At 41.8% G+C, this 24,152-nt stretch carries 24 protein-coding genes and 1 pseudogene; 12 read left to right on the top strand and 13 right to left on the bottom strand.

Annotated features, from left to right (window positions below; all coding sequences use genetic code 11):
• Positions 1-99: 99 nt before the first annotated feature.
• A complete protein-coding gene (locus ACSLP7_RS10510) occupies positions 100-408 on the top strand; it encodes a hypothetical protein (protein ID WP_435579262.1) in 309 nt (102 codons plus the stop codon).
• 50 nt (positions 409-458) lie between these two features.
• On the opposite strand, the gene ACSLP7_RS10515 is transcribed toward ACSLP7_RS10510, so the two are convergent.
• Complete coding sequence (locus tag ACSLP7_RS10515) at positions 459-1,025, bottom strand: type 1 periplasmic binding fold superfamily protein (protein ID WP_435579263.1); 567 nt, start codon at positions 1,023-1,025, stop codon at positions 459-461.
• A gap of 640 nt (positions 1,026-1,665) precedes the next feature.
• Here ACSLP7_RS10515 and ACSLP7_RS10520 point away from each other — a divergent pair.
• On the top strand, positions 1,666-4,020 hold the full coding sequence (locus ACSLP7_RS10520; RefSeq protein WP_435579264.1) for a TonB-dependent receptor: 2,355 nt from the start codon (positions 1,666-1,668) through the stop codon (positions 4,018-4,020).
• 143 nt (positions 4,021-4,163) lie between these two features.
• Positions 4,164-4,787 (top strand): GTP cyclohydrolase, encoded by a 624-nt coding sequence (locus ACSLP7_RS10525; RefSeq protein ID WP_435579265.1) that lies wholly within the window; start codon positions 4,164-4,166, stop codon positions 4,785-4,787.
• A gap of 95 nt (positions 4,788-4,882) precedes the next feature.
• Here ACSLP7_RS10525 and ACSLP7_RS10530 read toward each other — a convergent pair whose 3' ends face one another.
• From ACSLP7_RS10530 to ACSLP7_RS10555, 6 genes and pseudogenes are all read right to left on the bottom strand, one after another.
• A complete protein-coding gene (locus ACSLP7_RS10530) occupies positions 4,883-5,179 on the bottom strand; it encodes a DUF6787 family protein (protein ID WP_435579266.1) in 297 nt (98 codons plus the stop codon).
• On the bottom strand, positions 5,179-5,583 hold the full coding sequence (locus ACSLP7_RS10535) for a DUF6146 family protein (RefSeq protein WP_291183832.1): 405 nt from the start codon (positions 5,581-5,583) through the stop codon (positions 5,179-5,181). The genes ACSLP7_RS10530 and ACSLP7_RS10535 overlap by 1 nt, the downstream gene beginning before the upstream one ends.
• A 117-nt stretch (positions 5,584-5,700) precedes the next feature.
• Complete coding sequence (locus ACSLP7_RS10540) at positions 5,701-6,351, bottom strand: DUF937 domain-containing protein (protein ID WP_435579267.1); 651 nt, start codon at positions 6,349-6,351, stop codon at positions 5,701-5,703.
• Between the two features lie 124 nt (positions 6,352-6,475).
• On the bottom strand, positions 6,476-7,429 hold the full coding sequence (locus ACSLP7_RS10545; protein WP_435579268.1) for a D-2-hydroxyacid dehydrogenase: 954 nt from the start codon (positions 7,427-7,429) through the stop codon (positions 6,476-6,478).
• 19 nt (positions 7,430-7,448) lie between these two features.
• Positions 7,449-8,517 (bottom strand): annotated as a pseudogene (serC, locus tag ACSLP7_RS10550) (3-phosphoserine/phosphohydroxythreonine transaminase).
• A 72-nt stretch (positions 8,518-8,589) separates the two neighbouring features.
• A complete protein-coding gene (locus tag ACSLP7_RS10555) occupies positions 8,590-9,621 on the bottom strand; it encodes an acyl-CoA reductase (protein ID WP_435579269.1) in 1,032 nt (343 codons plus the stop codon).
• Between the two features lie 59 nt (positions 9,622-9,680).
• On the opposite strand from ACSLP7_RS10555, the gene ACSLP7_RS10560 reads away from it, so the two are divergent.
• The 4 genes from ACSLP7_RS10560 to ychF all read left to right on the top strand — a co-directional run bounded on the left by ACSLP7_RS10560 (position 9,681) and on the right by ychF (position 12,951).
• Positions 9,681-10,028, top strand: a complete 348-nt coding sequence (locus ACSLP7_RS10560) for a 4Fe-4S dicluster domain-containing protein (RefSeq protein ID WP_272832417.1) — start codon at positions 9,681-9,683, stop codon at positions 10,026-10,028.
• Between the two features lie 102 nt (positions 10,029-10,130).
• Positions 10,131-10,997 carry an alpha/beta hydrolase gene (locus ACSLP7_RS10565; protein WP_272832418.1) on the top strand — a complete coding sequence of 289 codons (867 nt, stop codon included), beginning with the start codon at positions 10,131-10,133 and terminating at the stop codon, positions 10,995-10,997.
• Positions 10,990-11,787, top strand: a complete 798-nt coding sequence (locus ACSLP7_RS10570; protein ID WP_435579270.1) for an alpha/beta hydrolase — start codon at positions 10,990-10,992, stop codon at positions 11,785-11,787. The genes ACSLP7_RS10565 and ACSLP7_RS10570 overlap by 8 nt, the downstream gene beginning before the upstream one ends.
• 69 nt (positions 11,788-11,856) lie before the next feature.
• Entirely contained in the window at positions 11,857-12,951 is a 1,095-nt protein-coding gene (gene ychF / locus ACSLP7_RS10575) for a redox-regulated ATPase YchF (RefSeq protein ID WP_435579271.1), read from the top strand.
• On the opposite strand, the gene ACSLP7_RS10580 is transcribed toward ychF, so the two are convergent.
• Positions 12,948-13,478 carry a hypothetical protein gene (locus tag ACSLP7_RS10580; RefSeq protein ID WP_435579272.1) on the bottom strand — a complete coding sequence of 177 codons (531 nt, stop codon included), beginning with the start codon at positions 13,476-13,478 and terminating at the stop codon, positions 12,948-12,950. The two genes, ychF and ACSLP7_RS10580, sit on opposite strands and share 4 nt — an antisense overlap.
• Before the next feature lie 291 nt (positions 13,479-13,769).
• Between ACSLP7_RS10580 and ACSLP7_RS10585 the strand changes: the two genes are divergently transcribed.
• On the top strand, positions 13,770-15,623 hold the full coding sequence (locus tag ACSLP7_RS10585) for a DNA topoisomerase IV subunit B (protein WP_435579273.1): 1,854 nt from the start codon (positions 13,770-13,772) through the stop codon (positions 15,621-15,623).
• Positions 15,624-15,650: 27 nt separating this feature from the next.
• Positions 15,651-18,326: a DNA gyrase/topoisomerase IV subunit A gene (locus tag ACSLP7_RS10590; protein ID WP_435579274.1), complete on the top strand. Its 2,676-nt coding sequence runs from the start codon at positions 15,651-15,653 to the stop codon at positions 18,324-18,326.
• Here ACSLP7_RS10590 and ACSLP7_RS10595 read toward each other — a convergent pair.
• A complete protein-coding gene (locus ACSLP7_RS10595) occupies positions 18,323-18,733 on the bottom strand; it encodes a DNA topoisomerase IV (protein ID WP_435579275.1) in 411 nt (136 codons plus the stop codon). The two genes, ACSLP7_RS10590 and ACSLP7_RS10595, sit on opposite strands and share 4 nt — an antisense overlap.
• Before the next feature lie 25 nt (positions 18,734-18,758).
• The gene (locus ACSLP7_RS10600) at positions 18,759-19,142 is read right to left on the bottom strand and encodes a helix-turn-helix transcriptional regulator (protein ID WP_435579276.1); all 384 of its coding nucleotides are present in this window, start codon (positions 19,140-19,142) and stop codon (positions 18,759-18,761) included.
• A gap of 281 nt (positions 19,143-19,423) precedes the next feature.
• Between ACSLP7_RS10600 and ACSLP7_RS10605 the strand changes: the two genes are divergently transcribed.
• Together ACSLP7_RS10605 and ACSLP7_RS10610 are read left to right on the top strand one after the other, a co-directional pair.
• Positions 19,424-20,527 (top strand): M14 family zinc carboxypeptidase, encoded by a 1,104-nt coding sequence (locus ACSLP7_RS10605; protein ID WP_435579277.1) that lies wholly within the window; start codon positions 19,424-19,426, stop codon positions 20,525-20,527.
• A gap of 82 nt (positions 20,528-20,609) precedes the next feature.
• The gene (locus ACSLP7_RS10610) at positions 20,610-21,089 is read left to right on the top strand and encodes an Lrp/AsnC family transcriptional regulator (RefSeq protein WP_272832430.1); all 480 of its coding nucleotides are present in this window, start codon (positions 20,610-20,612) and stop codon (positions 21,087-21,089) included.
• On the opposite strand, the gene ACSLP7_RS10615 is transcribed toward ACSLP7_RS10610, so the two are convergent.
• Both ACSLP7_RS10615 and aroB read right to left on the bottom strand, forming a co-directional pair.
• On the bottom strand, positions 21,086-21,364 hold the full coding sequence (locus ACSLP7_RS10615; protein WP_435579278.1) for a hypothetical protein: 279 nt from the start codon (positions 21,362-21,364) through the stop codon (positions 21,086-21,088). The genes ACSLP7_RS10610 and ACSLP7_RS10615 overlap by 4 nt on opposite strands.
• A 70-nt stretch (positions 21,365-21,434) precedes the next feature.
• Complete coding sequence (gene aroB, locus ACSLP7_RS10620; RefSeq protein ID WP_435579279.1) at positions 21,435-22,508, bottom strand: 3-dehydroquinate synthase; 1,074 nt, start codon at positions 22,506-22,508, stop codon at positions 21,435-21,437.
• A gap of 68 nt (positions 22,509-22,576) precedes the next feature.
• Between aroB and ACSLP7_RS10625 the strand changes: the two genes are divergently transcribed.
• The gene (locus ACSLP7_RS10625) at positions 22,577-23,767 is read left to right on the top strand and encodes a proline dehydrogenase family protein (protein ID WP_435579280.1); all 1,191 of its coding nucleotides are present in this window, start codon (positions 22,577-22,579) and stop codon (positions 23,765-23,767) included.
• Here the strand turns inward: ACSLP7_RS10625 and ACSLP7_RS10630 are convergent.
• Entirely contained in the window at positions 23,764-24,150 is a 387-nt protein-coding gene (locus ACSLP7_RS10630; RefSeq protein ID WP_435579281.1) for a hypothetical protein, read from the bottom strand. The two genes, ACSLP7_RS10625 and ACSLP7_RS10630, sit on opposite strands and share 4 nt — an antisense overlap.
• Positions 24,151-24,152: the final 2 nt, after the last annotated feature.

A 24,152-nucleotide genomic window follows, 5' to 3' on the forward strand; every position in this document is an offset into this window, starting at 1 on the left:
AACAAACAAGACGATTTTACGTCTGATCAGTATCGAGCTTTCATAGCCTCAAAATTTGGTACGCTTATTGCTTGATTATGAATGAACTAAAAAATACCTATGCGTAAATTAAAATATAAAATGCTGGCCAAGGGATTGGTGCTAGATGCTGCAGGGATGGTAACCATGGTATTACCAGGAATTGGAACTGTGATTGATCTGGTTTGGGCGCCGATAGCCGCTTGGCAAATGAATAAGATGTATCCAGGAAAGCAAGGAAAGATGGCTTCTGTCATTGTATTTCTAGAGGAGCTTATCCCTGGACTGGACTTTATACCAACCTTCACCTTGATGTGGTTATATACCTATGTGTTTAACGGTGAAGATCCCGGAGAGTTGACTCCCATAAAAGTTAGAGCAGATCGCTAATAAAAAAGCCCCTTCAATTCGAAGGGGCTTTTAGCTTTTTTAATGGAGCATTATTGAATAGCTACTCCCGTAAAGGTAGTTTCAATTCTCGTGGTGCCACCAGCTCCAGATAAACTGCCGTCATTAGGTTTGTTAGGATCTTGGCGCAAAGAAATTGTCAAGTTTCCAAAGCTGCCGTCTCCGGCTTCAAAGCCCATAAGTATTCCAAGAGGATTGCCGTTTCCATCTCCATCCAGGTAAATAGGATTAAGGTTCAGCGCATCACTACTGATATAAAATACTTGAAACTGATTTGGATTCTGGAGTATAGTAATTGTTTGATTCTCTTGAGGATCTACAGCATCATTTAAAAAGACAATGGTGGCTGTATATGAGGTGTTCGCTGTTAGCGTTCCTTCAACAGTTAGTTCTGCCTCACCAGGTCCGGTACCATCTAAATCTTGAGAAGTAAAGATCACTGGGGTTCCTCCTCCTTCTGGAGTTAAGGTCAATACTAAAGTTGTCACATTAACATCATCGAGTTGATTCCCTGAAGAGTCTCCGTCATCATCATTGCTACATGAAAAAAGGACTAAGGTTACAAGGAGTCCAAAAGTGTAGAATAGATTCTTTTTCATAATTCTAATTTCTATTAAAAATTTAACTTGGGATTAACGAACTAAGCGGAGTCTAAAACCCGCGGTTTTACTAAGTTTACCCAGTTTCACAAAGTTACAGAAAAAGGCGATATTATGTTGTTTTTGTCTAAAGCTTAACTTATTTTTGCCAAACTTGTAAGAAGGATGTTAAAAATCCTAAAGAAGACAACTATAAATTACCTTTTCAACACGCTATGAAGTTGAAAAAATATTTTTTCTTTTCAATACTGCTGATCACTGTAGTGCTCAAGGTGTCTTCTCTTGCAATACATCAGGTTACACATCACGCAGATAGTGATGGACACGAGATAGCATGTGAACTCTGCGAACATCTTGTAACTTCGCAAGAATTTGATTTTCTAGTCTTAGAGACTACCTTTGAATTGAAGGAGGAAATTTTAAACTTTCAAGAAGAGAATCACGCGATTGTCGCTTCCGCTGCCAAGCAGGAAATCAACTTACATATTTACAGCAGGCCCCCGCCACACTCTTTGTAATACGTCCAAAGATCCTGTTTTTAACCCTGAGCGCTGATTATTATTCAGCCACCCTCTAATTATTTAATTCCAGAATTATCATACTAAGATTTGCAATATGCTTAGGCTTTTGTCTATTTAATTTGCCTGTTCAAGGACAGCAGCAAAGCTGCAGTTGTTGTACTAAAGGGAAAGTATTAGACAAAGCGACCAATACTCCTGTAGCTTTCGCGACAGTCAACGTTCCTAACACGAATGTTTACACCCAAACCAAGGAAGACGGAAGTTTTGTTTTGACCGATTATTGCCCGGACCGCGTTAGCATATCTATCAACGTACTCGGTTATAAGGAAGCAAATTTCACCACCACAAGGCAGGCGGGTGAAATCCCAACATATTACTTAGAAGAGACTGTGGCTAGTTTGGATGAAGTAACAGTAAAGGCAGAAGCGGCAAAGGAAAAGGGCACAGAGACTATAGCCCAAAGCCGTTTGAGCAAGGATGACATTCTGAGTAATTCAACCCAATCACTGGCGGTTTCTCTTTCCAAACTAGAAGGTGTGACCTTCGCATCGACAGGTACCAACGTGCAATTACCGATTATTCACGGTTTGTCTGGAAACAGAATTTTAGTTCTGAACAACGATATTAAGCATGCGTTCCAAAATTGGGGTTCTGACCATGCTCCAGAGATCGACATGAATGCGGCCAATGGAATTACTGTCATTAAAGGTGCTGCTGGAGTTCGTTTTGGACCAGAAGCACTCAGTGGAGCCATATTAGTTGAGCCGAATCCTTTAGCGCTTTACAATCCATTTTATGGGCGAGTAGGAGCAGGATATCAAACCAACGGTCGTGGTTACAATGCCAATGCTGAAATTGGAGCAGGCGGTGAGCATTTCAGTTATTTCGCTAATGGAAGCTATGCGCGCATTGGTGATAGAAAGGCTCCAGATTACAACCTATCCAATACCGGAAAGGAAGAAACGGCTTTTAGTTTGGGAGCTCGATACAATATTGATGCTTGGGACTTTAAAGTCTATTACAGTTATATTGATCAAGACTTAGGTTTGTTGCGTTCTTCCGTCACCCGCAGTCCTGATTTATTCATCAACTCCATTAATGCGGATGAACCTATAATCATCAATCCGTTTACCTATGATGTAAAAGAACCCAACCAAACCACAGAACACCAATTGGCAAAGGTGGGTATTGATTGGCGTTATTCAGATGGAGGCAAACTTCATTTCCACGCGGGGATTCAACAAAACAGACGTAACGAATTTGATGTAAGAAGGCCAGAGGAGATCCCAATCATTAACTTGGACTTGGTTACCTATGAATACCAATTGGAATGGGAACATCCCGATTGGAAGGGTTTTGATGGCGTGATTGGAGTGCAGTATTTCAATCAGAATAATGATAATAATCCAGGGACACTCACCACTCCTTTTATTCCTAACTACAATACAGAACGGGTCAGTATCTTTCTTATTGAAACCTTAGAAGTAGGGGATGACACTTTTGAGGCTGGAGTTCGTTTTGACCGGGAAACTAATGATGTTAGAGGGCGTGAGACCAATCAAGATATTTTTAGAGACAACTATACCTTTACCAATTTCACAGCGTCTTTAGGGTATCTGTGGAATATCTCTGAAAACAGTTCACTGAGCACCAATGTCGGGTCTGCCTTTAGAACACCTAATGTTGCCGAGCTTTTTAGTTTCGGGCAGCAAGGCTATCGTTCTACCTTTGGTTTACTTCGATTCTCTGATGATAACGGAACATTGAGTACCAGCGATGTGGTTTTGTTGGAAGACAGTGATGTTGACTTGGAACGCGGATATAAGCTTACCACAGAATACCGTACCAGTTCGGAAAGTAATTCCCATCTGATCACGGGATACGTCAACTACATTGACAATTTTGTTTATGAACGTCCGATTGGTGTGTTTGGAAGTATTAGAGGGCCACAACCTGCATTTATTATCGATCAAGCAGAAGCACTCTTTATAGGATTGGATTATACATGGAAACACGATTTCAGTGAACGTTTATCCTCTACTTATGGGTTGAGTTATCTGTGGTCTAGAAATATTGGGGACGATCAACCCTTAATTGAACAACCGCCAATTTCTACAAATCTGGAATTACAGTGGGAGCAAGGTGGATTTTGGATTTTTGATGAATCCAATTGGGGAGTGCGCCCGAGTTACACTTTTGAACAATTTCAAGCGCCTCGAACAGTTACACCAGAAAGCTTGGTTGATGGAACTGTAGAAATTACTTCAGATTCAGAAATATTTGACTTTATAGATGCTCCTCAAGGTTACTTTTTACTAGACCTATTGTGGAGTTTTCAAGTGAAGAACTTAGGCGGGAGTATTACAGCCCAAAATGTATTAAACAACAGCTATAGAAATTATCTAAACGAGTTCAGGTATTTTGCCGACGAACCCGGAATAAACATACTGTTTTCATTGAATTACAGTTTTTAAATACAAATTCGATGGAAATAACATCAGACTTTAATGATTACAACAAAAAAACAAGAGCTCCATGAATAAATTACGTTACAAACCGTTCTATTACACTACTATTTAAATTAATAACAAGTTCATAAATCAAATCTCAAATAAAAATGAAAACCTTTAATCAAATTTTGAATTTTAGACTAATCGCTCTATTGTTTGTTGCTGTTTTTGCAGCGAGCTGTAGCGATGACGATGATGCTGCTCCAGAAGAGGAGAACGAAGTAGAAGTAATTACTTCTGTTTCTTTGATCTTTACTAACAATGCTGATGCTACTGACGTGGTAACTGCTACTGCTGTAGATCCTGATGGAGAAGGTATCCAAGAATTACAAGTGAACGACGAGATCACGCTTACTGCTGATGCGACTTACACTCTGACTATGGCTATCCTTAACGCTTTGGATCCTGCTGATGTAGAAGACATTGGAGAGGAAATCCTAGAAGAAGACGATGAGCACCAGTTCTTTTTCTCATTCACTAACGACGTCTTTGCTGACCCAGCTGGAAACGGAAACTTTGACGATTCTGCTGACGCTGTAAACTACAACGATACTGATGACAACGGGAACCCAGTAGGTCTTAGCACTTCTTGGACTACAAATGCTGCTGCTTCTACGGGAGGATCTTTCCGTGTTAGACTTCAGCACCAACCAGACATCAAAACTGGAGATACTGGAGTTAACGATGGAGATACTGACTTCGATCTAACTTTTGTATTGAACGTACAGTAATTAGTAAAAAGCTCTTATAAAAACTCCCGTCTTGTTTCATTACAGGACGGGAGTTTTTTATTGTATCTAGTTTTCTAATATCAGAGATCAATGGACTACTGCTCTTTAAACAGTCCAAACATACGGAGCATTTTCTTTTCAAAGTTCCAAAAGAACTGAAACTCACCAAAAAGCCATCCGAAGAACACCAAAAGAATTTGATATATTGGGAATATCAACAGAATACGTGCGGGCCAATAGATCAAAGCTCCGCTTTCCTTGGTGATTCCTAAATACTCCACTAGGGGCCCCGCAAATTTCGCAGCTGTGCTTCCTGTAATTGCAAATACGATAAAAATTACCGTCAGTTGCCAATTGTCTTGAATGTTCCAACGCGCTTTTAGCTTGTCCATCACAGTTTTTGCTTGTAGGTCTGCTGAAAGTAAATGAACCAGTTGTAGAGTAAATAATTCACCTCTTTGCCGTATTTGACATTGGGCTGATAATCAATTTGCCATAAATACAATTGCGAATCGTACTGGTTGGGATTAATTACTCTGCGGTTGTACTCTTGAACGTAGAATAAGTTTCTGTTCTCCAAAAAGCTCAAAGTATAATAGTCTTCTGGAAACTGAGTCACCAACCAATTGTAAAAGCCAGGTTCAATAATGATGATCTCATAATCTAGGCTGTCATTGGCAATACGCACCGTGTCGTTGGCAGTTGCTCCGTCACGAGCCGATCTAGACGGCCCTTTGTAACTGTCACAACTGAAAATGAGAAGACCGGTGAGTATAAATCCTAGAAGGTATTTCATCTTAGCTTATAATTGATTGTAAATTTACTAAATATACCATCAACCTAATTAATTCTGGATGTCATAATAAAAAAAAGAGGCGTGGAGCCTCTTTTTAATACTATTTGTAGCTAATTGTTAGCGTCCTCCAAAGAGTCCGCCCAACAATCCTCCTAGGCCACCTTTTTTGCCTTTTCCTCCTGAGTTCAAAACCATTCCGGCCACATCATCTAAGATGCTTCCGTCACCGTCACCGTCTAGTAACGATTCGATCATTGACTGCTGCTTAGGTTGTTGAGAAGCACCGCCGCCCATCAATCCGCCTAGAAGATCTCCCAAACCAGCACTTGATTGTACATTTTGTTGACGTTGTTGCTTCCCTAAGAATCCAAGTAAAATAGGAGCAGCCATTTGCAGAATGTTCCCTACTGTGTTAGAATCTAAGCCCGATTTAGACGAAAGGGCAGACGTCACATTTTGTTGTGATCCTCCAAGGACGTGTCCAAGAATACCTGCACCGTCGTCCATAACACTTTGATCAACTCCGCCGCTAAAAAGCCCACCAAGGTTGTCTAAGATGCTTCCATCGTGTTTTCCAGATAGTGCACCCATAAGGCCTTCAGCCCCTTCTGGAGAAGCTGCGTTGCGCTTCATAGCACCCATAAGTACAGGCAAAGCCATAGAGAGTACTGATTGCGTTTGTTGTTGAGATGCGTTTGTTTGGGAACTAACCCCGTTTATGATTTGTTTGCCCATATCGCTTTGGAGCAAATCCATTAATCCTTCCATGATTATTGTTTAGTGAATTATTTCTGACTACAAATTAAAAAAGGTGAAGTACAAATACCAGTACCTCACCTTAAATTTTCAAATTCAATCAGTTAAAGCGCAATTAATAACCGATAAAAAGCATCTATCCGAGCAAACTAACAATTTGATCTGCCAATTCGGTTCCAATGCGATCTTGTGCCTCTTGAGTAGCTGCACCAATGTGTGGCGTCAGTGACACCTTTGGATTCATCAGTACTTTGATAGCCGGTTTCGGCTCTTCTTCAAAGGTATCTAAACCAGCAAAAGAAAGCTTACCATTATCTAAGGCGTCAATCAGGGCTACTTCATCAATGACACCACCACGAGCAGCGTTGATCAAGGCAGCACCCTCTTTCATTTGACCCATTTCTGCTTTGCCGATCACGTAATCCTTTTGTGCAGGAACGTGTAAAGTGATGAAGTCTGAATTTTGCAGCACTTCATCCATAGAAATGGTCTTGATCTCAAAATCCATAGAACGCCCGTCAAAGAAGTCCAATTGAAGGCTTGCAGATTCTGTGTATTTATCATGAGCTAAGACATTCATTCCGCAGCCAATGGCAATCTTTGCTACGGCTTGTCCAATTCGTCCAAAACCAATAATTCCTAAGGTCTTCCCGCGTAGTTCCGCACCTTTGGCATAGTTCTTTTTGAGATCCTTGAATTTGGTATCTCCATCTAAGGGCATGTTTCTGTTGGAATCATAGAGGTAGCGCACTCCTGTAAAAAGGTGGGCGAATACCAATTCGGCGACAGAAGCAGAAGAGGCCGCTGGCGTGTTGATCACATGCAGTCCTTTGTCACGCGCATAATCCACATCGATATTGTCCATTCCAACGCCGCCGCGTCCAATAAGCTTCAAGCTAGGACAGGCGTCTATTAGATCCTTGCGTACTGTGGTTGCTGAGCGCACCAATAACCCGTTGATCTGGTTTTCGTTGATATAATTCTCTAACTGTTCTTGAGCCACCTTAGTGGTGATCACTTCATAGCCTGCGGCTTCGAGAGCCGTGACTCCGCTTTGCGAAATTCCGTCGTTGGCTAAAATCTTCTTCATTATTCCTGCTAATTTATATTTATGCTGTTCTTTCAAATTCTTGCATCACGTCAACCAATACTTGTACGCTAGAAAGCGGTAAAGCATTGTACATAGAAGCGCGATAACCACCTACGGAGCGGTGTCCGTTCAAACCGTTAATTCCGGCTTCTTGCCAGAGGGCATTGAATCGATCTGCTTGCGCCTCATCATTAATGGTAAAGGTGGCGTTCATGGTTGATCGGTCAGCAGCATCCGCAACAAAACCTTTAAATAGTGGGTTTCTATCGATCTCTCCGTACAACAAGGCCGCTTTATCGTTATTGATCTTTTCTATTGCGCTAACACCGCCTTGTTCTTCTAACCACTCTAAGGTCAGCATAGAAGTGAACACTGCAAATACAGAAGGCGTGTTGAACATACTGTCCTTCCCTAAATGAACTTGGTAATCCAACATGGACGGGATAGTACGGCTAACCTTTCCTAGAATTTCTTCTTTTAACAACAACCAAAGTGGTTCCGGCAGGGCCCATATTCTTTTGTGCTCCAGCGTAGATCAAATCAAATTGGCTGAAGTCCATCTGACGTGAAAAAATATCACTGCTCATATCACAGATCAAAGAAGCATCCGTCTGTGGAATATCTTTGATTTGTGTTCCAAAAATGGTATTGTTTGAAGTGAGGTGTAAATAGTCTAAACCAGAAGGAATTTCATACCCTTTAGGTATATAGTTGAAATTCTGATCCTTGGAAGAGGCAACTTCAACCAAATCTCCAAAAAGCTTAGCTTCCTTAATGGCTTTGGTAGACCAGGTTCCTGTATTGAGGTATCCTGCTTTACCTTGCAATAAATTATAAGCAACCATCAAGAACTGCATGCTGGCTCCACCTTGTAAGAAAAGGGCTTGATATCCTTTTCCTTCTAATCCGAGGTGGGAGATGGCCAAGCTTCTCGCACGTTCCATAACCGCTACAAACTCCTTGCTTCTGTGTGAGATCTCTATAATGGATAGGCCTATTCCGTTGTAGTCAATAATTGCATCCGCAGCTTTGCGAAATACAGATTGAGGAAGAATACAAGGACCGGCGCTAAAATTGTGTTTCTGCATGCTTATTTTATTAAGAGTACAAAGATGTTAATTAAGTCAACGCGCTGTGTTAATTAACCAATAAATTATCAACTAAAGTTTTAACAAGAAATCTAAGGTATCCACACCGTCTGCATAGTCTGACAATCCAGGCTGCTGGGATTGTCCAAACGCTATGGTATCTTGTAGATTAGTATTGCCTACAACACATTGAATCTGCTCTTTTTGCGTGCTTAATTTTTCGGCTAATTCAGCTGCATTTGAATAGGTTTCATAGAAAACACTGGCAATAGGAGAGGCCATACTAGAATCCTCTTTAATCATAAAGAATCCGTTTTCTAAAAAATCGAACTGGCTCATCAAAAATACCGCCTTGTTGTAATCGTAGTTGTTTTCGTATTTCTTGTGTGCTAAGAGGTGTTTCCATTCGTACACCGCCTTGAAGATCTTATCAAAATCAAATCCTTCTGGAACGAACAATTTGGAGACGGATCGGCATCCTAAACCGTAATACCTAAAAATATCATTGGCCAAACCAGAAAGCTCCGCTTCAGACTCATCACCGCTCAATACGGCAACAGAGTTTCTATTCTTTCTAATGATGTGCGGCTTGTCCTTAAAGTAATGACTAAAGTAGCGCGCAGTATTGTCGCTCCCCGTTGCAATTACGGCATCGTAATCACTTACGGCATCTTTTCGGACCTCAATAAAATCTGCCCAAGCAGGCTCAATAGCGATCAAGCGATCAAAAAGATAAGGAAGAAGCAGCGGGTCACTTGAGGATAATTTGATCTGCAGCTTGTGTCCGCTCATCAAAACGCTTAAGGCATCGTGTAATCCAACCAGTGGAATATTTCCCGCAGCAATAACCGCTATGGTTTTAGGAGTCAAATTATTTATGGTATACGGAGCGAGCCATGCTTTAAGAGAATCGACTTGAAGTTCTTCGGCCCAAGCTCTAAGCGCATGAAGCACTTGCTGCTCAGTAAACCAGCCATTTTTGGACTCAACAGCAGATAAAAAGGCCTCGAATTCAGCGGGCAAAGGATCTTGATGAACGATTTGGTTTAATTCAGCCCCTAATTGTCCCCAACTTGCAATGCGCTTGTGTAGTTCCAGTTCCATTTGTGATTACCGCTTTTAGGCGTTATTTTTGTAGCACAAAGTTAGAAAAAGAAAATGCTATGGCGATCATAATTACCGATGAATGTATCAATTGCGGGGCCTGCGAACCAGAATGCCCAAACACCGCAATTTATGAAGGTGCCGACGATTGGCGTTATGCCGATGGAACAGACCTCAGTGGAGATCTAGTATTGCCAAATGGAGCTGCGGTTAATGCCGACGAAACTCAAGAACCCATTAGCGACGAAATCTACTATATCGTCCCTGAAAAATGTACGGAATGCATGGGATTCCATGAAGAACCTCAATGTGCCGCGGTTTGTCCGGTAGATTGTTGTGTTCCTGATGAGAATAACGTAGAGGATGAAGCTACACTTCTAGGAAAGCAAGCCTTCATGCACCATTAATAAAAGACAAGAACAAATCTAAAACGCCGCATTGCCGGCGTTTTTTTATGTCCAAAACTGCGGCTAGTAGGCATATTTTATTAATTTAGAGCAAATCGCTTTATGCCTGTCTGGTTAAATATTACCCTCACTGTTTTGGCTATTTATATGGCCATCAGCCTGATTCTGTACTACCTGCAGGACTATTTTCTCTTTAAACCAGAGAAGCTTCCCAAGGATTTTCAGTTTTATTATAAAAATCAAATTGTAGAAGAATACAATCTAGAAACTCGCGATGGCGGGATCATCAATGGTTTGCATTTTAAAGTTAAGGACCCGATTGGCGTGGTTTTATACCTGAAAGGCAATTCCAAGAGCATAAAAGGTTGGGGGAAGTTCGCTGTAGATTTTACGCGTCACAATTACGATGTGATCATGTTGGATTACCGCGGATTTGGTAAAAGTACTGGAAAGCGCAGTCAAAAGGCCATCAAAAGAGATGTGCAATACGTCTACAACAAAATCAGAGAGCGAGTCAGTGAGGAGTATATCATTATCTACGGACGTTCTTTGGGTTCTGGCTTCGCTACCAAGATCGCCTCAGAGAATCATCCGCGAATGCTCATTTTGGATGCTCCGTATTACAGCCTGACCAAAACCACCTCAAGGTATATGCCTTTTATGCCTTTGTCAGTGATTTTAAAATATCCAATGCCAACTTATAAATGGCTGAAGTATGTGCGTTGTCCTATTCATATTATTCACGGGACTCAGGACCAACTCATACCCTTTAAGTCAAGCATTAAATTGTCTAAGATAAATCCTAGTAGAACAAGACTTTATGCTGTGATTGGAGGGGGACATAAGAATCTCAACAACTTTGAATCTTACCACCGTATGCTCAGTGAGATTTTGATGTCAAAACCTACGGATATTGATCTTGAGACCACGAGTATGAAAGTAAAACACAGCTCCAAAGCCAATGCGTAAACTGTTTTTTGGGATTGCGATCATTACCATTCCCTACACTGTTTTTTCACTATTTATGTACTTCATTCAAGACAATATCATGTTTCAGCCTCAAACTTTGGCTGCAGATTACAAATATGCTTTCAATACAGAGTTTGAGGAATTCAACCTTTGGACTCCGGACAGTGTTGCTTTGAATGCCTTGCATTTTAAAGTTGCTGATCCAAAAGGTCTTATTCTGTATTATCACGGAAATGCAGGAAACCTAGCGCGTTGGGGCGGTATTGCAGAACAGTATACCAAATACGGTTATGATGTGATGGTAATGGATTATCGCGGCTATGGTAAAAGCGGCGGAAGCCCCGCAGAAGCTACGATGTACAGTGATGCTCAGCTGTTTTATGAACATGCTAAAAAGCGCTACAAAGAACAAGATATATTGGTGTTTGGAAGGTCTTTGGGAACCAGCGTGTCTACTTTTTTAGCTGCTGAAAATACTCCGGGACAGCTCATTTTAGAAACGCCCTTTCACAGTATAGAAGATGTGGCCAATACCCGCTTTAGGTATTTACCCGTTCAATGGCTCATCAAATATGACTTTCCTAGTTTTAAATATGCTCCAGAAGTGAATTGTGCCACCCTTATTTTACACGGAACTCGAGATGGAGTAGTACCGTTCAGTTCCGGACAGCGCCTGTTCTTGGAATTCAAACCTGCCAATGTGCAGTTCATCACTATTCCAGAGGGTAGGCATAACAATCTGGGAGATTTTGAACTCTATCACGAATCTTTGGATTTGTTTATCCGATGAATTAAAGGCTTATAATTGGCGCGGTATACAGGGCAATTCTTATCTTTGCCGCCAAATTAGTTACAGCCCATGAAAGCCGGAATTGTAGGATTACCAAACGTAGGAAAATCAACTCTTTTCAATTGTTTATCCAATGCCAAAGCGCAAAGTGCAAACTTTCCGTTTTGTACCATTGAACCGAATTTAGGCGTGGTAAACGTACCCGATACCCGTCTGGAAGTATTGGAAAAATTGGTGAATCCGGAACGCGTAGTTCCTGCTACGGTAGAGATTGTAGACATTGCCGGCTTGGTTAAAGGTGCTAGTAAAGGAGAGGGACTTGGCAACCAATTCTTAGGCAACATTAGAGAAACAGACGCTATTCTTCACGTTTTGCGCTGTTTTGATAACGATAACATTGTACACGTTGACGGTTCTGTAGATCCGGTTCGCGATAAGGAGACTATTGATATTGAGCTTCAACTTAAAGATCTTGAGACTGTTGAGAAGCGTTTGGATAAAGTGAAACGCGCTGCAAAGACGGGAAACAAAGAGGCTCAAAAAGAGGAAGCCGCTTTAAACCTGATCAAAGAAGGTTTGGAAGCTGGAAACTCCGTACGAGCTATTGAGGTGCCTGCGGATGCTCGCGAAGCGTATATTGACCAAATACAACTCATTACTGACAAACCTGTAATGTATGTCTGCAATGTTGATGAATCAAGCGCAGTAAGCGGGAATGCTTATGTGGATCAAGTAAAAGCCGCAGTTGCTTCAGAGAATGCTGAAGTCCTTGTTTTGGCTGTTGGAACCGAGGCAGACATCAACGAATTGGACGATTATGAAGAGCGTCAGATGTTCTTGGATGATATTGGTTTGGATGAACCAGGAGCTTCTAAACTGATCCGCGGAGCCTATAAACTACTCAACCTGCAAACCTACTTCACAGCAGGAGAGAAGGAAGTTCGTGCTTGGACTGTTGCAGTAGGAGCTACTGCTCCAGAGGCTGCAGGAGTGATCCACACAGACTTTGAGAAAGGTTTTATCCGTGCGGAGGTCATTGCCTATGAAGATTACGAGGCAATGGGATCACGCGAGAAAGTCAAAGAAGCCGGTAAACTCGGTATTGAAGGAAAAGACTATGTGGTGCAAGACGGAGACGTGATGCTGTTCCGTTTCAACGTCTAACGATTGGCGTAATCTGACACATAACGGGTTTCTCCCCGAGCTTTTCGTTTTTCCATTTTAATAATCTCGATCTTCTTTTTGGTCGTTGCTAGCCATGCTTTAGCATGACAGTGCTGTGGCTCGTAGAACAAGGCCTTTTCAAACATTAGCTGAGCTCTGGAATAAGCCCCTTCGCGATAAAAATCAACTCCAAAGGACAAATACTGTTCAGCCTTTACATCTCGATACTGCACAGTAGGATCCTCAGCCAGTTCATGCAAATCGGTTTGATTGTTTGAAATAGGCAGTAACACGGCAGTAGTAGCAGAAGTACTTGCTACATCTGGAGCCTCAATAGCATCCGGAGAACCAAAACTACTGAAGATAAACAGCAGTGCACCTAAAATTAGGATCAGCACAATTGCAGTTTCTATTCTTCTTCTGCGACGCAAACGTCTACCGATGTTTTTGATCTCTGAAGCACTGAGTGTAGTGAGGCGCTTTTTGTCGTCCTTTTTACGGATGATATCCTTGTCTTTCAGACCCATAACGGTGCGCTTACTCTTAAATCGTGAGGAACGATTTTTAAGAAGCTTACGATTGTTTCTAAGGGTAGTATTTGCGCCACCGGAATGCATAATTCAAAGCAGGTTTTAATGTATTAGTCGCAAAAACGATCGAAATGTTAATAAAATCTTAAATAATTCGAACTGAAAAGCTGTTAGACCCTGTATTTCTTAACAATTTCAGGGGTCTTATTGTTAATTACTTTAAGCCGATCTCGTTTTAAAAAAGCAGTTGAAATCCTATATTAGCAGGATTACTCCCACATCAGATTAATGGCAAAAGAGACACAATATACCGAGGATAATATACGCTCGCTGGATTGGAAAGAGCACATCCGTATGCGTCCCGGAATGTATATCGGGAAGCTGGGAGATGGATCTTCACCAGACGATGGAATTTACATCCTGCTAAAGGAGGTTATCGACAACTGTATTGATGAATTTGTAATGGGCGCAGGGAAGACCATTGAAATCCGCATCAAAGACAAGGAAGTACACGTTCGCGACTACGGACGTGGAATCCCATTGGGCAAAGTGATCGATGTAGTCTCTAAAATGAATACCGGGGGTAAATACGACTCCCGAGCCTTTAAAAAGTCTGTAGGTCTGAATGGAGTGGGTACCAAAGCGGTAAATGCCCTTTCAACTAGTTTCCGTGTTGAGTCTGTTCGCGATCAGCAGATAAAAGCTGCTGCCTTTGCCTATGGCGAGTTGGTTGAAGACCTGCCCGTAGAAGATACTTCCCGTAGAAAGGGGACCAAAGTGAGTTTTATTCCAGATCCGGAGATCTTTAAGAATTACAAATACCGTCCGGAATATGTAGCCAAGATGCTCAAGAACTATGTGTATCTAAACCCTGGTCTCACCATTGATTTCAACGGAGAAAAGTATCATTCCGCCAACGGTCTTAAGGATCTGTTGGAAGACAATATGAACAATGAGGACATGTTGTATCCTATTATTCATTTGCGCGGAGATGATATTGAAATAGCCATTACACACTCCAAAACCCAATACAGTGAAGAATACCATTCGTTTGTAAATGGGCAGAACACCACTCAGGGAGGAACGCACCAAGCAGCCTTTAGAGAGGCTATAGTAAAGACCGTAAGAGAGTTCTACGGCAAGAACTACGACGCCAGCGACATTCGCAAAAGTATTGTTGCGGCGATCAGCGTAAAAGTAATGGAGCCTGTATTTGAGTCGCAAACCAAGACCAAGCTCGGTTCCACAGAGATGGGAGAGGGACTGCCAACGGTTAGAACTTATATCAACGACTTTGTCAAGACACAGGTAGACAACTTCTTACATAAGAATGCAGAAACCGCCGAGAAAATTCAGCGTAAGATCATGCAGGCGGAACGCGAACGTAAAGAACTGTCTGGTATTCGAAAGCTTGCCAAGGAGCGGGCTAAAAAGGCCAGCCTGCACAACAAAAAACTTAGAGATTGCCGTGTGCACTTAGGAGATCTCAAAAAAGACCGTCGTTTGGAATCAACCCTTTTTATCACGGAGGGGGATTCGGCAAGTGGAAGTATTACTAAAAGTCGTGATGTGAATACACAGGCAGTATTTTCACTGCGTGGAAAGCCACTGAACTCCTACGGCATGAGTAAGAAGATCGTTTATGAGAACGAAGAATTCAATCTCTTGCAAGCGGCCTTGAACATTGAAGAGTCCTTAGAAGACTTGAGATACAACAATATTGTGATCGCTACGGATGCCGATGTGGATGGAATGCACATTCGTTTGCTGCTGATCACCTTCTTTTTACAATTCTTCCCAGAGCTGATCAAAGAAGGTCATTTGTACATCCTTCAAACGCCGCTATTCCGCGTCCGCAATAAAAAGGAGACCATTTATTGCTATTCGGAGCAAGAACGCATAGACGCCATTGAAAAGCTCAAACCCAAACCAGAGATCACACGATTCAAAGGACTGGGGGAGATCTCTCCGGATGAATTCCAGCACTTTATTGGCAACGATATCCGATTAGACCCTGTAATGCTGGATAAAGCCATGTCCATTGAAAACTTGCTCCGCTTCTATATGGGCAAGAACACTCCGGACCGTCAAGAATTTATTATCAATAACCTAAAGGTTGAATTGGATCGTGTAGAGGATTAATCCAAAAGCACTAGCCCGCAAGACTATATGAGTGACCAAAGCCCTTTAAACGGAGAAGAATTAAGCCCTGAAGACCCACAGGATACCATTACTAAGGTAACCGGGATGTATCAAGATTGGTTCTTGGATTACGCTTCTTATGTAATCCTGGAGCGCGCTGTACCTGCGATTGAAGACGGTTTCAAACCGGTGCAACGTCGTATTATGCATTCCCTAAAGGATTTGGATGATGGACGCTACAACAAGGTGGCTAACATTGTGGGACATACCATGCAGTATCACCCACACGGGGATGCATCTATTGCTGATGCCATGGTACAGATCGGACAAAAGGATCTGCTTATAGACACTCAAGGAAACTGGGGAAACATACTTACTGGAGACCGGGCCGCAGCTTCTCGTTATATAGAAGCGCGATTATCCAAATTTGCTTTGGATGTTGTTTACAATCCAAAGACTACCGATTGGCAATCGTCTTACGACGGACGTAAAAAGGAGCCTATTCATTTGCCAGTAAAGTTTCCGTTGTTGTTAGCGCAAGGAGCAGAGGGTATTGCTGTGGGACTTTCTACCAAGATCATGCCGCACAACTTCATAGAGCTTATTGATGCTTCTATTAAGCACCTCCAAGGCAAAAGATTTACCATATTACCTGATTTCCCAACGGGCGGTATTGCAGATTTCACCAATTACAATGACGGTTTACGCGGCGGAAAGATCCGCAGTAGAGCACGAATCAGCCAATACGAAAAGAATACCTTGGTCATCACGGAGATTCCTTTTGGAACCACGACCTCTTCCTTGATCGATTCGATATTAAAAGCGAATGATAAGGGTAAAATCAAGATCAAAAAGATCGAAGACAATACGGCTGCAGATGTGGAGATCTTAGTGCATTTACCAAACGGTATATCTCCAGACAAAACCATTGATGCCTTATACGCCTTTACCAATTGTGAAACTTCCATTTCGCCTTTGGGCTGCGTGATTGAGGACAACCGACCACTGTTTGTTGGAGTCTCGGAAATGCTTCGTAGTTCCACAGACCGTACCGTGGAGCTCCTTAAAAGTGAATTGGAGATTCAATTGGGCGAGCTGGAGGAACAGTGGCACTTTGCTTCCCTAGAGCGTATCTTTATTGAGAATCGTATCTATCGCGATATTGAAGAGGAGGAGACCTGGGATGGCGTTATATCGGCCATTGACAAAGGGTTAAAGCCACACATCAAGCATTTAAAGCGTGCAGTAACCACAGAAGACATTACGCGTCTTACGGAAATCCGCATCAAGCGCATCTCCAAATTCGATATTGACAAGGCGCAGCAAAAGATTGAAGCCCTTGAGGAGCAGATCGCTCAAGTAAAGCATCATTTGGAGCATCTTATTGAGTATGCCATAGACTACTTCAAACGCTTGAAGAAGACCTATGCTACTGGCAAGGAGCGCAAAACGGAGATCCGCGTATTTGAAGATATTGAAGCCACTAAGGTGGTCATCAGAAACACCAAACTCTACGTGAATCGGGAAGAAGGATTTATCGGGACTTCTTTGCGTCGTGATGAATACGTTACCGATTGCGCGGATATTGACGACATCATTGTGTTTACTCAGGATGGCCAAATGATGGTCACCAAAGTAGATAACAAGACTTTTATTGGTAAAGGCATTATTCACGTGGCCGTCTTTAAGAAAAAAGACAAGCGTACTATTTACAATATGATCTACAAAGACGGTACGCGCGGTTCTACTTATGTGAAGCGTTTTGCAGTTACGGCCATTACCAGAGACAAGCATTACGATCTCACAGCGGGCAATAAAGGCAGTAAAGTGCTTTATTTTACTGCAAACCCAAATGGTGAGGCAGAGTTGGTTACCGTACTACTGCGTCAGTCCGGCAGTATTAAAAAGCTGAAATTTGATCTGGATTTTGCAGATCAACTGGTCAAGGGTAGAAACTCCAAAGGAAATATTGTAAGCAAGTATCCTGTAAAACGTATAGAGCTTAAGGAAAAAGGTTTATCCACCTTAAAGCCTCGTAAGATCTGGTTTGACGATACCGTACAACGCCTCAATGTAGATGGGCGCGGTGAATTCTTAGGCGATTTTAGAAGTGAAGATCGATTGCTTATTGTGAATCAGAAGGGAATGGTTAAGACTGTAATTCCAGAAATGACGCTGCATTTTGATTCTGATATGATCGTCTTGGAGAAATGGGATCCTAAAAAACCGCTTACCGCCATTTATTGGGAAGGCAGTAAGGAACTGTTCTACGTAAAACGCTTCTTGATTGAAAACCCAGAACGGGAAGAGAGCATTATTGGAGATCATTCAGATTCGCAATTGGAATGCATCTTTACCGATTATCGTCCGCGAGCTGAAGTGGTATTTGCCAAGAAGCGTGGAAAGGATCGCAAAGAGAATTTGGAGATCAATTTAGAGGAATTCATTGCAATCAAAGGTATTAGTGCCATGGGTAACCAGCTAACCAAAGACAAGGTGCTGGAAATAAATCCTATGGAGTCCTTACCGTATGAGCAGCCAGAAGAAGTTCCTGCAGAAGAAATGGAAGTAGTGGATCAACAAGATGTCTCGGAAGAAACGCCTCAGGCTGATACAAAGCCTACAGCTAAGGATTCATCAAAACCGCCAGCTTCTGATACTCCAGATGATCCGGATGGAGAAGGACAAACGTCACTGTTTTAATTTCGACTGGTTTCTTCGCTAACCTTTTTAGCCGTGCCTTGGCGGACATATCGCTTACTGGCTTTGTTCTTTTTGATCACCATGGCGTATTCAAAGGTGTAGGTGTCTCCCTCTGTTTTTAGGATCTTAAAATGTACAGGGCGCTCTTCGGACTGATTTTTTGGGCGTAGATTCTTCATGACGTATTCACAGTCATTGATCCAACGAATGCTGAAGGTGTCTATCTTTTCATCGTAATAATCAATCTCGATACTGTCGTTACGTACAAAGGTGGTCTGCTTGAGCTCTCCACCGACAAACTCTTCAAAAGTGAAGGTGCCAGTCTTAAAATTAGGGCAATCTCGTTCTGGCTCTTGACAAGCAAATAATAAAATGAAACAGCAGGTGAGGAGCAATATCTTATTCACTTTGCAAATTTCGTGAAAAAGCGGCTTAGTTCGGTCGGTATTTTTTAAAACTTCCGTCTTTATAAAAGATGATGATGTGTTCAATATCATCCTCTTTATTCTTAGAAGTAATTGGAGCTACTTCAGATTTAATTTCCTCCGCAGGTGATGGAGTAGCTGCAGTAGGTTTTAAAATCGAAGCTGTATTCGGGAAACTACCTTTTCCGTTGAGCAACCAATACAGCTCAACTTCCTCAAAAGATTCCACCACCTTAATGACAAAATCTAGACTGGGTTTGTTGCGTCCAGAAAGTAGGTGAGAGATACTGGAACGATTCACACCAATAGCCTCGGCAAATCCCGCAGAACTCAGACTGTAATAGTCCATGATCTGCTTTAAACGTTTGGAGAATGCTTCAGTGTTAACCATGTTTCTTTAATGTGTTACAAATGTAACGCTTTACTCAATGAAATGTTTCATTTTTAACACAAAGCCTTTTATTTTATATGAAATAAACATTTAAATAAGAACCCTTAACTTACTTATATGCAATACTATACACACCCAAGTTATTAATTCTATTGGTTTTATCTATTTAGTCGTAATGCCTGATGTGATTGCGTTTAACATTGTAACCAATTAACGCAATTGAGGTGTTTACAATTGTAAATTATTGATTGTTTACATTTGTAACTCAATAATATATTCCTGTGGAATTCAACACACGTTACCTAGCTCCAGATCATATTTTAACTGCGCTCAAAAGCCTAACAATTGACCCTAATTTTTCCTTAGATGTTTTAGGCAAATCTGCTGAAGGACGACACATTTATGGATTGAAATTTGGGAGCGGTTCCAAGAGAATTTTATTGTGGTCACAGATGCATGGCAACGAAACCACAACCACAAAAGCACTCTTGCATTACCTGCAGCGTTTAGTGAATAGCGAAAAGGGAGCTCAGCTTGCTAAGCACCTTCAATTGTTTATCATCCCGATGTTGAATCCCGATGGCGCTGCGACTTATACACGACTCAATGCAAATGACGTTGATCTCAACAGAGACGCTCTGGATTTATCTCAGCCAGAAAGCATAGTTTTTAGAGAAGTCTTTAACGCTTTTAAACCCGAACTTTGCTTGAATCTACATGGACAACGCAGTATTTACGGTCTCACCGGTAGCGAGAATCCAGCGGTATTGTCTTTTTTAGCCCCAGCTGCAGATTCGGAGCGCACCATAACACCGGCGCGCTTAGAGGCCATGCGCCTAATCAATAGCATTACAGAGGCGCTTCATGAGGACATAGGTCAACAAATAGGGAGGTATGACGATACTTTTAACAACAACTGTCTTGGAGATTATTGCACACAGCAGGGAATACCAACAATTCTCTTTGAAGCCGGACAATTTGGCCCGGACTACAGCCGAAACAATACTGCGGCCTTAATTGAGAAGGCATACGCGGTACTTTTTGATCAATTGTGTCAACCTGTGACCGAAGTGGAAAGAAATTCAATAGTGTCTTGTTATCTAGATCTTCCTGAAAATCAAGTAAACTACTGTGATCTGATCCTAAAGAATGTACTTCCGATAGCGATCAATGATACCAATGATCTTTTCATTCAATACCGTGAGCTACTTGTTGAAGGCAGTATTCGCTTTGAAGCTGAGGTTTTCGGCCCAGAATCTCTCGAACCAGAATTCGCGCATCGCTATGAAAATGATACTGAGCTCAATAGCGAACTCAAACGTTTGAACCAAGCAGATTGGCCTCCATTTATTGCTGATTATGTACTAAAAAAGTATAGTCATTAGAAAATCTGCAACAAAATCTGTGATTTTGCCGTTTTTTCTCATAATTTTGCAATAACAAAAATGTACGAATAGAAGCAATTTTATGGCCAAGTTCAAATTAGACGACGTAGATCACCAAATCCTAGATATTCTCATTCAGAATACAAGAGTACCTTTTACAGATATTGCCAAAAAGCTATTGATCTCAGCAGGTACGGTACATGTCCGTGTTAAAAAAATGGAAGAGGCGGGAATTATAACCGGATCTTCTTTGACATTAGATTATACCAAACTCGGTTATTCCTTTATTGCCTATGTGGGTGTGTTTCTTCACAACACTTCACAGACCCAATTCGTATTGGAGCGTATTCAAGAGATTCCTTATGTAACGGTAGCTCACATTACTACTGGGAAATTCAATATTTTCTGTAAAATTCGTGCACGTGATACTTTGCACGCCAAAGAGGTGATCTTCCAATTGGATGATATTGATGGTGTGATGCGTACAGAGACTATGATCTCCTTGGAAGAGAGCATCAACGACAAGAAGCGTTTGATGCACACTATCTTTAACGAGCTTTAGGAGGGCTCTGCTTCAGAAGACGGCAGAGCTGCATCGCTGTCGTAATTATCTTCAGTATCATCTTCAAACTGAGCCATAACACTGGCTAAACGAGAGCTGACCTTGACCAAATAAATGGTGTCTTCGGTTTTTACTTCAACAGCTTCAATAGTATCGTTATGTTGATTTTTAAAGCTGATGATGTGCTTGTCATCATAGCCATCGGGATAGCGTGCAACAAGCAAAGAAAGGATCTCTGGCGTTAGTTTTTTGATGTCGACTATAGCGCGTCTCATGATGTTTTAGCTAGTAATGCACTATTAAAATTAGCTAAAAAATCAATTGATATAACCTAAAGCGGAAACTTTACAGTTCGTTTACGTAAAATTCAAAGGCCTCTTTAATGAGTTCAGAATCAATAGTTTGGTCTAATTTATGAGCTCCAATATCTGCCAATAACACGAAATTCACGCGTCCCCCCACATTCTTCTTGTCGTGAAGCATATAGGCACTGATCTCTTCCAAGGCGTTTTTAGGGAAGCTTACCTTCTGATAGTAGGAGCGCACTAAATTCATCAAATCGTACAGCGTACTTTCCGGGAACCCAAAGCGTTTAACTGACAAATAAGTTTCCATGACCATACCTACAGCAATGGCTTCTCCGTGAAGCAAGTCGTCCATCACATCAGATTCTAAGGAATACGTTTCTATGGCATGGCCAAGAGTGTGTCCAAAATTGAGCACTTTGCGTAGCCCTTTTTCGGTTGGATCTTCCAGGACTACATCGCTTTTGATGACCACGGAATCTCTGATCAATACATCCAATCCTTCCATAGTGCCAGGGTCAAAATTCATGACAGCAGCCCAATAATCTTGATTGGAGATCAAGCCGTGTTTTATGATCTCAGCAAAACCGGAACGCATTTGATTCTCGGGTAAGGTTGCCAAAAAATCAATATCAACCCCAACCATAGCACCGTTGTTGATCACGCCGATTTGATTTTTAAGCATCCCGTGATCGACCCCAGTTTTGCCTCCTACAGAGGCATCTACCATAGCCAATAGGGAAGTGGGTAGGTTTATATAGGTAATCCCACGTTTGTAAATGGAAGCGACAAAACCGCCCAAATCAGTAACCACGCCACCGCCTAAATTGATCATCAAGGCTTTTCTATCGGTCAGCAAATTAGAAAGTTCATCGATGATGGAAACAGTGACTTCCATGGTTTTAAAGGCCTCACCGGCAGGCATCACCAGTATATTGGGTTCCATAGGAAAATTGATCTGCTCTAACAGCAGTGGCAGGCAATCCGCATAGGTGTTATCGTCTGTAAGGATAACCACAGAACTAGGCGAATACTGTTCAACATAGGTCGCTATTTCACTGTAAATCTGCTCGTTAAAATATACGGGTGCTGCTCCTGAGGTAATGGCTTGCATCTTCAATTTTCTTTAGGACCAAATTAGCGGTTTTCGCGCAAATAGCTGTGAATTCTAATTATATTTGTATGTCAAAATTTTTGCTCATGCCGTCCGAAAAACTCTTCGAAAACACAGAAGTGGCCTTTGCACTCAAAACTGATTCTGAGCTAGAACGCGCTCATTTCCTCTTTAAGATGATTGCCAGTGAACCCCTAGTCAAAATAGGGACAGCTGCAACTAAACTCGCTTTAAACATGAATTTGCCGGTAGAAGGCTTAATTCGTTCTACGGTTTTTGATCATTTTTGTGGAGGGGTAAATGAGGAAGATTGCTTGCCGGTAGTAGACAAACTCTATGAAAAAGGAGTTCACGCAGTGCTTGACTATTCCGTAGAAGGAAAAGAAACCCAAGAGCAATTCAACAGTACCTTGGCTAAGGTAAATGAACTTACTGCCTTTGCTGATGAAAAAGATGCCATGCCTTTTTCTGTATTTAAGCCGACTGGCTTAGGGCGATTCAGGATCTGGGAAAAGCAATCTGCTGGCGAAGCTTTAACCGAGTCAGAACAAGCGGAATGGGATGCCATTGTTGCGCGCTACGAGTCTGCTTGTGAGAAGGCTTTAGCTCACGACGTAGCCTTATTAATAGACGGGGAGGAGTCGTGGATGCAAGACGCTGCAGATGAGTTGGTCACCGACATGATGCGTAAATACAATAAAAACAAGGCGCTAATATTCAACACCTTGCAATGTTACCGCTGGGATCGCTTGGATTATCTTAAAGAACAACATTTAGAAGCCCGTGCTAAAGGATTTAAGTTGGGCTATAAGATTGTTCGTGGTGCTTATATGGAGAAAGAGAATGAGCGCGCAGAAGAACAAGGCTATCCAACGCCTATTTGTAAAGACAAGGGGCATACTGATGAGACCTTTAATGCCACCTTGCGTTATATCCTAGAAAATATTGAGGACATCTCTGTTTTTATCGGATCCCACAATGAAGAGAGTTGTTATCTTGCTATGGAGCTCATGGCTGAGCTCGGAATTGCTAAAAATGATCCTCGTGTTTGGTTTGGTCAACTCTTTGGCATGAGCGATCACATTTCTTACAATTTGGCAGAGGCAGGTTACAACGTAGCCAAATACATACCTTTTGGACCTGTTAAAGATGTAATGCCTTATTTGATCCGTAGAGCAGAGGAGAACACCTCTGTTGCCGGACAAACATCTAGGGAATTGTCTTTGCTTAAAAATGAAAAGAAGCGCAGAAAGCTTTAATCTTCCACGTATTTACTAAAGTCCGTAATAAAAGCAGTTGAATCACAGTTTTTAACCTGCATTAGGTAACGCTCGCTGTCCTTGGCTTTTCCGCGTATCACGTATTTTTTACAGGTATCGTTTATCTTGATGTTACTGTCTCTAAAAAGCACCTTCCCGATCTGTAAAAAACGTCTGATTTCTGAAGTATCCAAGCCATTAGCGGTCATACCAGCTAGCGCTTTCTCACTAACCTCAGGGCTTTTTATACGTATATTCTTGAGCACCCGAGCATTGGGTCCATAAGCACAAGAAGCGTTCTTACCACCAAGGAAAAACATCAGAATTACTACACCAACGCTGAATCCGCCAAAGAAATAGGCAAAGCGTTTAATTCGGGTCATAT

This window comes from Gilvibacter sp. (assembly GCF_965601605.1).
In the GTDB taxonomy this organism is placed as follows: Bacteria; Bacteroidota; Bacteroidia; order Flavobacteriales; family Flavobacteriaceae; genus Gilvibacter.

Excerpts from the sequence above, each read along its gene's own strand:
- ACSLP7_RS10530 (WP_435579266.1), bottom strand. The coding sequence starts at position 5,179 with ATGGACAAGCTAAAAGCGCGTTGGAACATTCAAGACAATTGGCAACTG.
- ACSLP7_RS10585 (WP_435579273.1), top strand. The coding sequence starts at position 13,770 with ATGGCAAAAGAGACACAATATACCGAGGATAATATACGCTCGCTGGAT.
- ACSLP7_RS10510 (WP_435579262.1), top strand. The coding sequence starts at position 100 with ATGCGTAAATTAAAATATAAAATGCTGGCCAAGGGATTGGTGCTAGAT.
- ACSLP7_RS10570 (WP_435579270.1), top strand. The coding sequence starts at position 10,990 with ATGCGTAAACTGTTTTTTGGGATTGCGATCATTACCATTCCCTACACT.
- ACSLP7_RS10525 (WP_435579265.1), top strand. The coding sequence starts at position 4,164 with ATGAAAACCTTTAATCAAATTTTGAATTTTAGACTAATCGCTCTATTG.
- ACSLP7_RS10565 (WP_272832418.1), top strand. The coding sequence starts at position 10,131 with ATGCCTGTCTGGTTAAATATTACCCTCACTGTTTTGGCTATTTATATG.
- ACSLP7_RS10515 (WP_435579263.1), bottom strand. The coding sequence starts at position 1,025 with ATGAAAAAGAATCTATTCTACACTTTTGGACTCCTTGTAACCTTAGTC.
- ACSLP7_RS10630 (WP_435579281.1), bottom strand. The coding sequence starts at position 24,150 with ATGACCCGAATTAAACGCTTTGCCTATTTCTTTGGCGGATTCAGCGTT.
- ACSLP7_RS10535 (WP_291183832.1), bottom strand. The coding sequence starts at position 5,583 with ATGAAATACCTTCTAGGATTTATACTCACCGGTCTTCTCATTTTCAGT.
- ACSLP7_RS10625 (WP_435579280.1), top strand. The coding sequence starts at position 22,577 with ATGTCAAAATTTTTGCTCATGCCGTCCGAAAAACTCTTCGAAAACACA.
- ychF (WP_435579271.1), top strand. The coding sequence starts at position 11,857 with ATGAAAGCCGGAATTGTAGGATTACCAAACGTAGGAAAATCAACTCTT.
- ACSLP7_RS10545 (WP_435579268.1), bottom strand. The coding sequence starts at position 7,429 with ATGAAGAAGATTTTAGCCAACGACGGAATTTCGCAAAGCGGAGTCACG.
- ACSLP7_RS10610 (WP_272832430.1), top strand. The coding sequence starts at position 20,610 with ATGGCCAAGTTCAAATTAGACGACGTAGATCACCAAATCCTAGATATT.
- ACSLP7_RS10540 (WP_435579267.1), bottom strand. The coding sequence starts at position 6,351 with ATGGAAGGATTAATGGATTTGCTCCAAAGCGATATGGGCAAACAAATC.
- ACSLP7_RS10560 (WP_272832417.1), top strand. The coding sequence starts at position 9,681 with ATGGCGATCATAATTACCGATGAATGTATCAATTGCGGGGCCTGCGAA.
- aroB (WP_435579279.1), bottom strand. The coding sequence starts at position 22,508 with ATGCAAGCCATTACCTCAGGAGCAGCACCCGTATATTTTAACGAGCAG.
- ACSLP7_RS10580 (WP_435579272.1), bottom strand. The coding sequence starts at position 13,478 with ATGGGTCTGAAAGACAAGGATATCATCCGTAAAAAGGACGACAAAAAG.
- ACSLP7_RS10590 (WP_435579274.1), top strand. The coding sequence starts at position 15,651 with ATGAGTGACCAAAGCCCTTTAAACGGAGAAGAATTAAGCCCTGAAGAC.
- ACSLP7_RS10600 (WP_435579276.1), bottom strand. The coding sequence starts at position 19,142 with ATGGTTAACACTGAAGCATTCTCCAAACGTTTAAAGCAGATCATGGAC.
- ACSLP7_RS10615 (WP_435579278.1), bottom strand. The coding sequence starts at position 21,364 with ATGAGACGCGCTATAGTCGACATCAAAAAACTAACGCCAGAGATCCTT.
- ACSLP7_RS10555 (WP_435579269.1), bottom strand. The coding sequence starts at position 9,621 with ATGGAACTGGAACTACACAAGCGCATTGCAAGTTGGGGACAATTAGGG.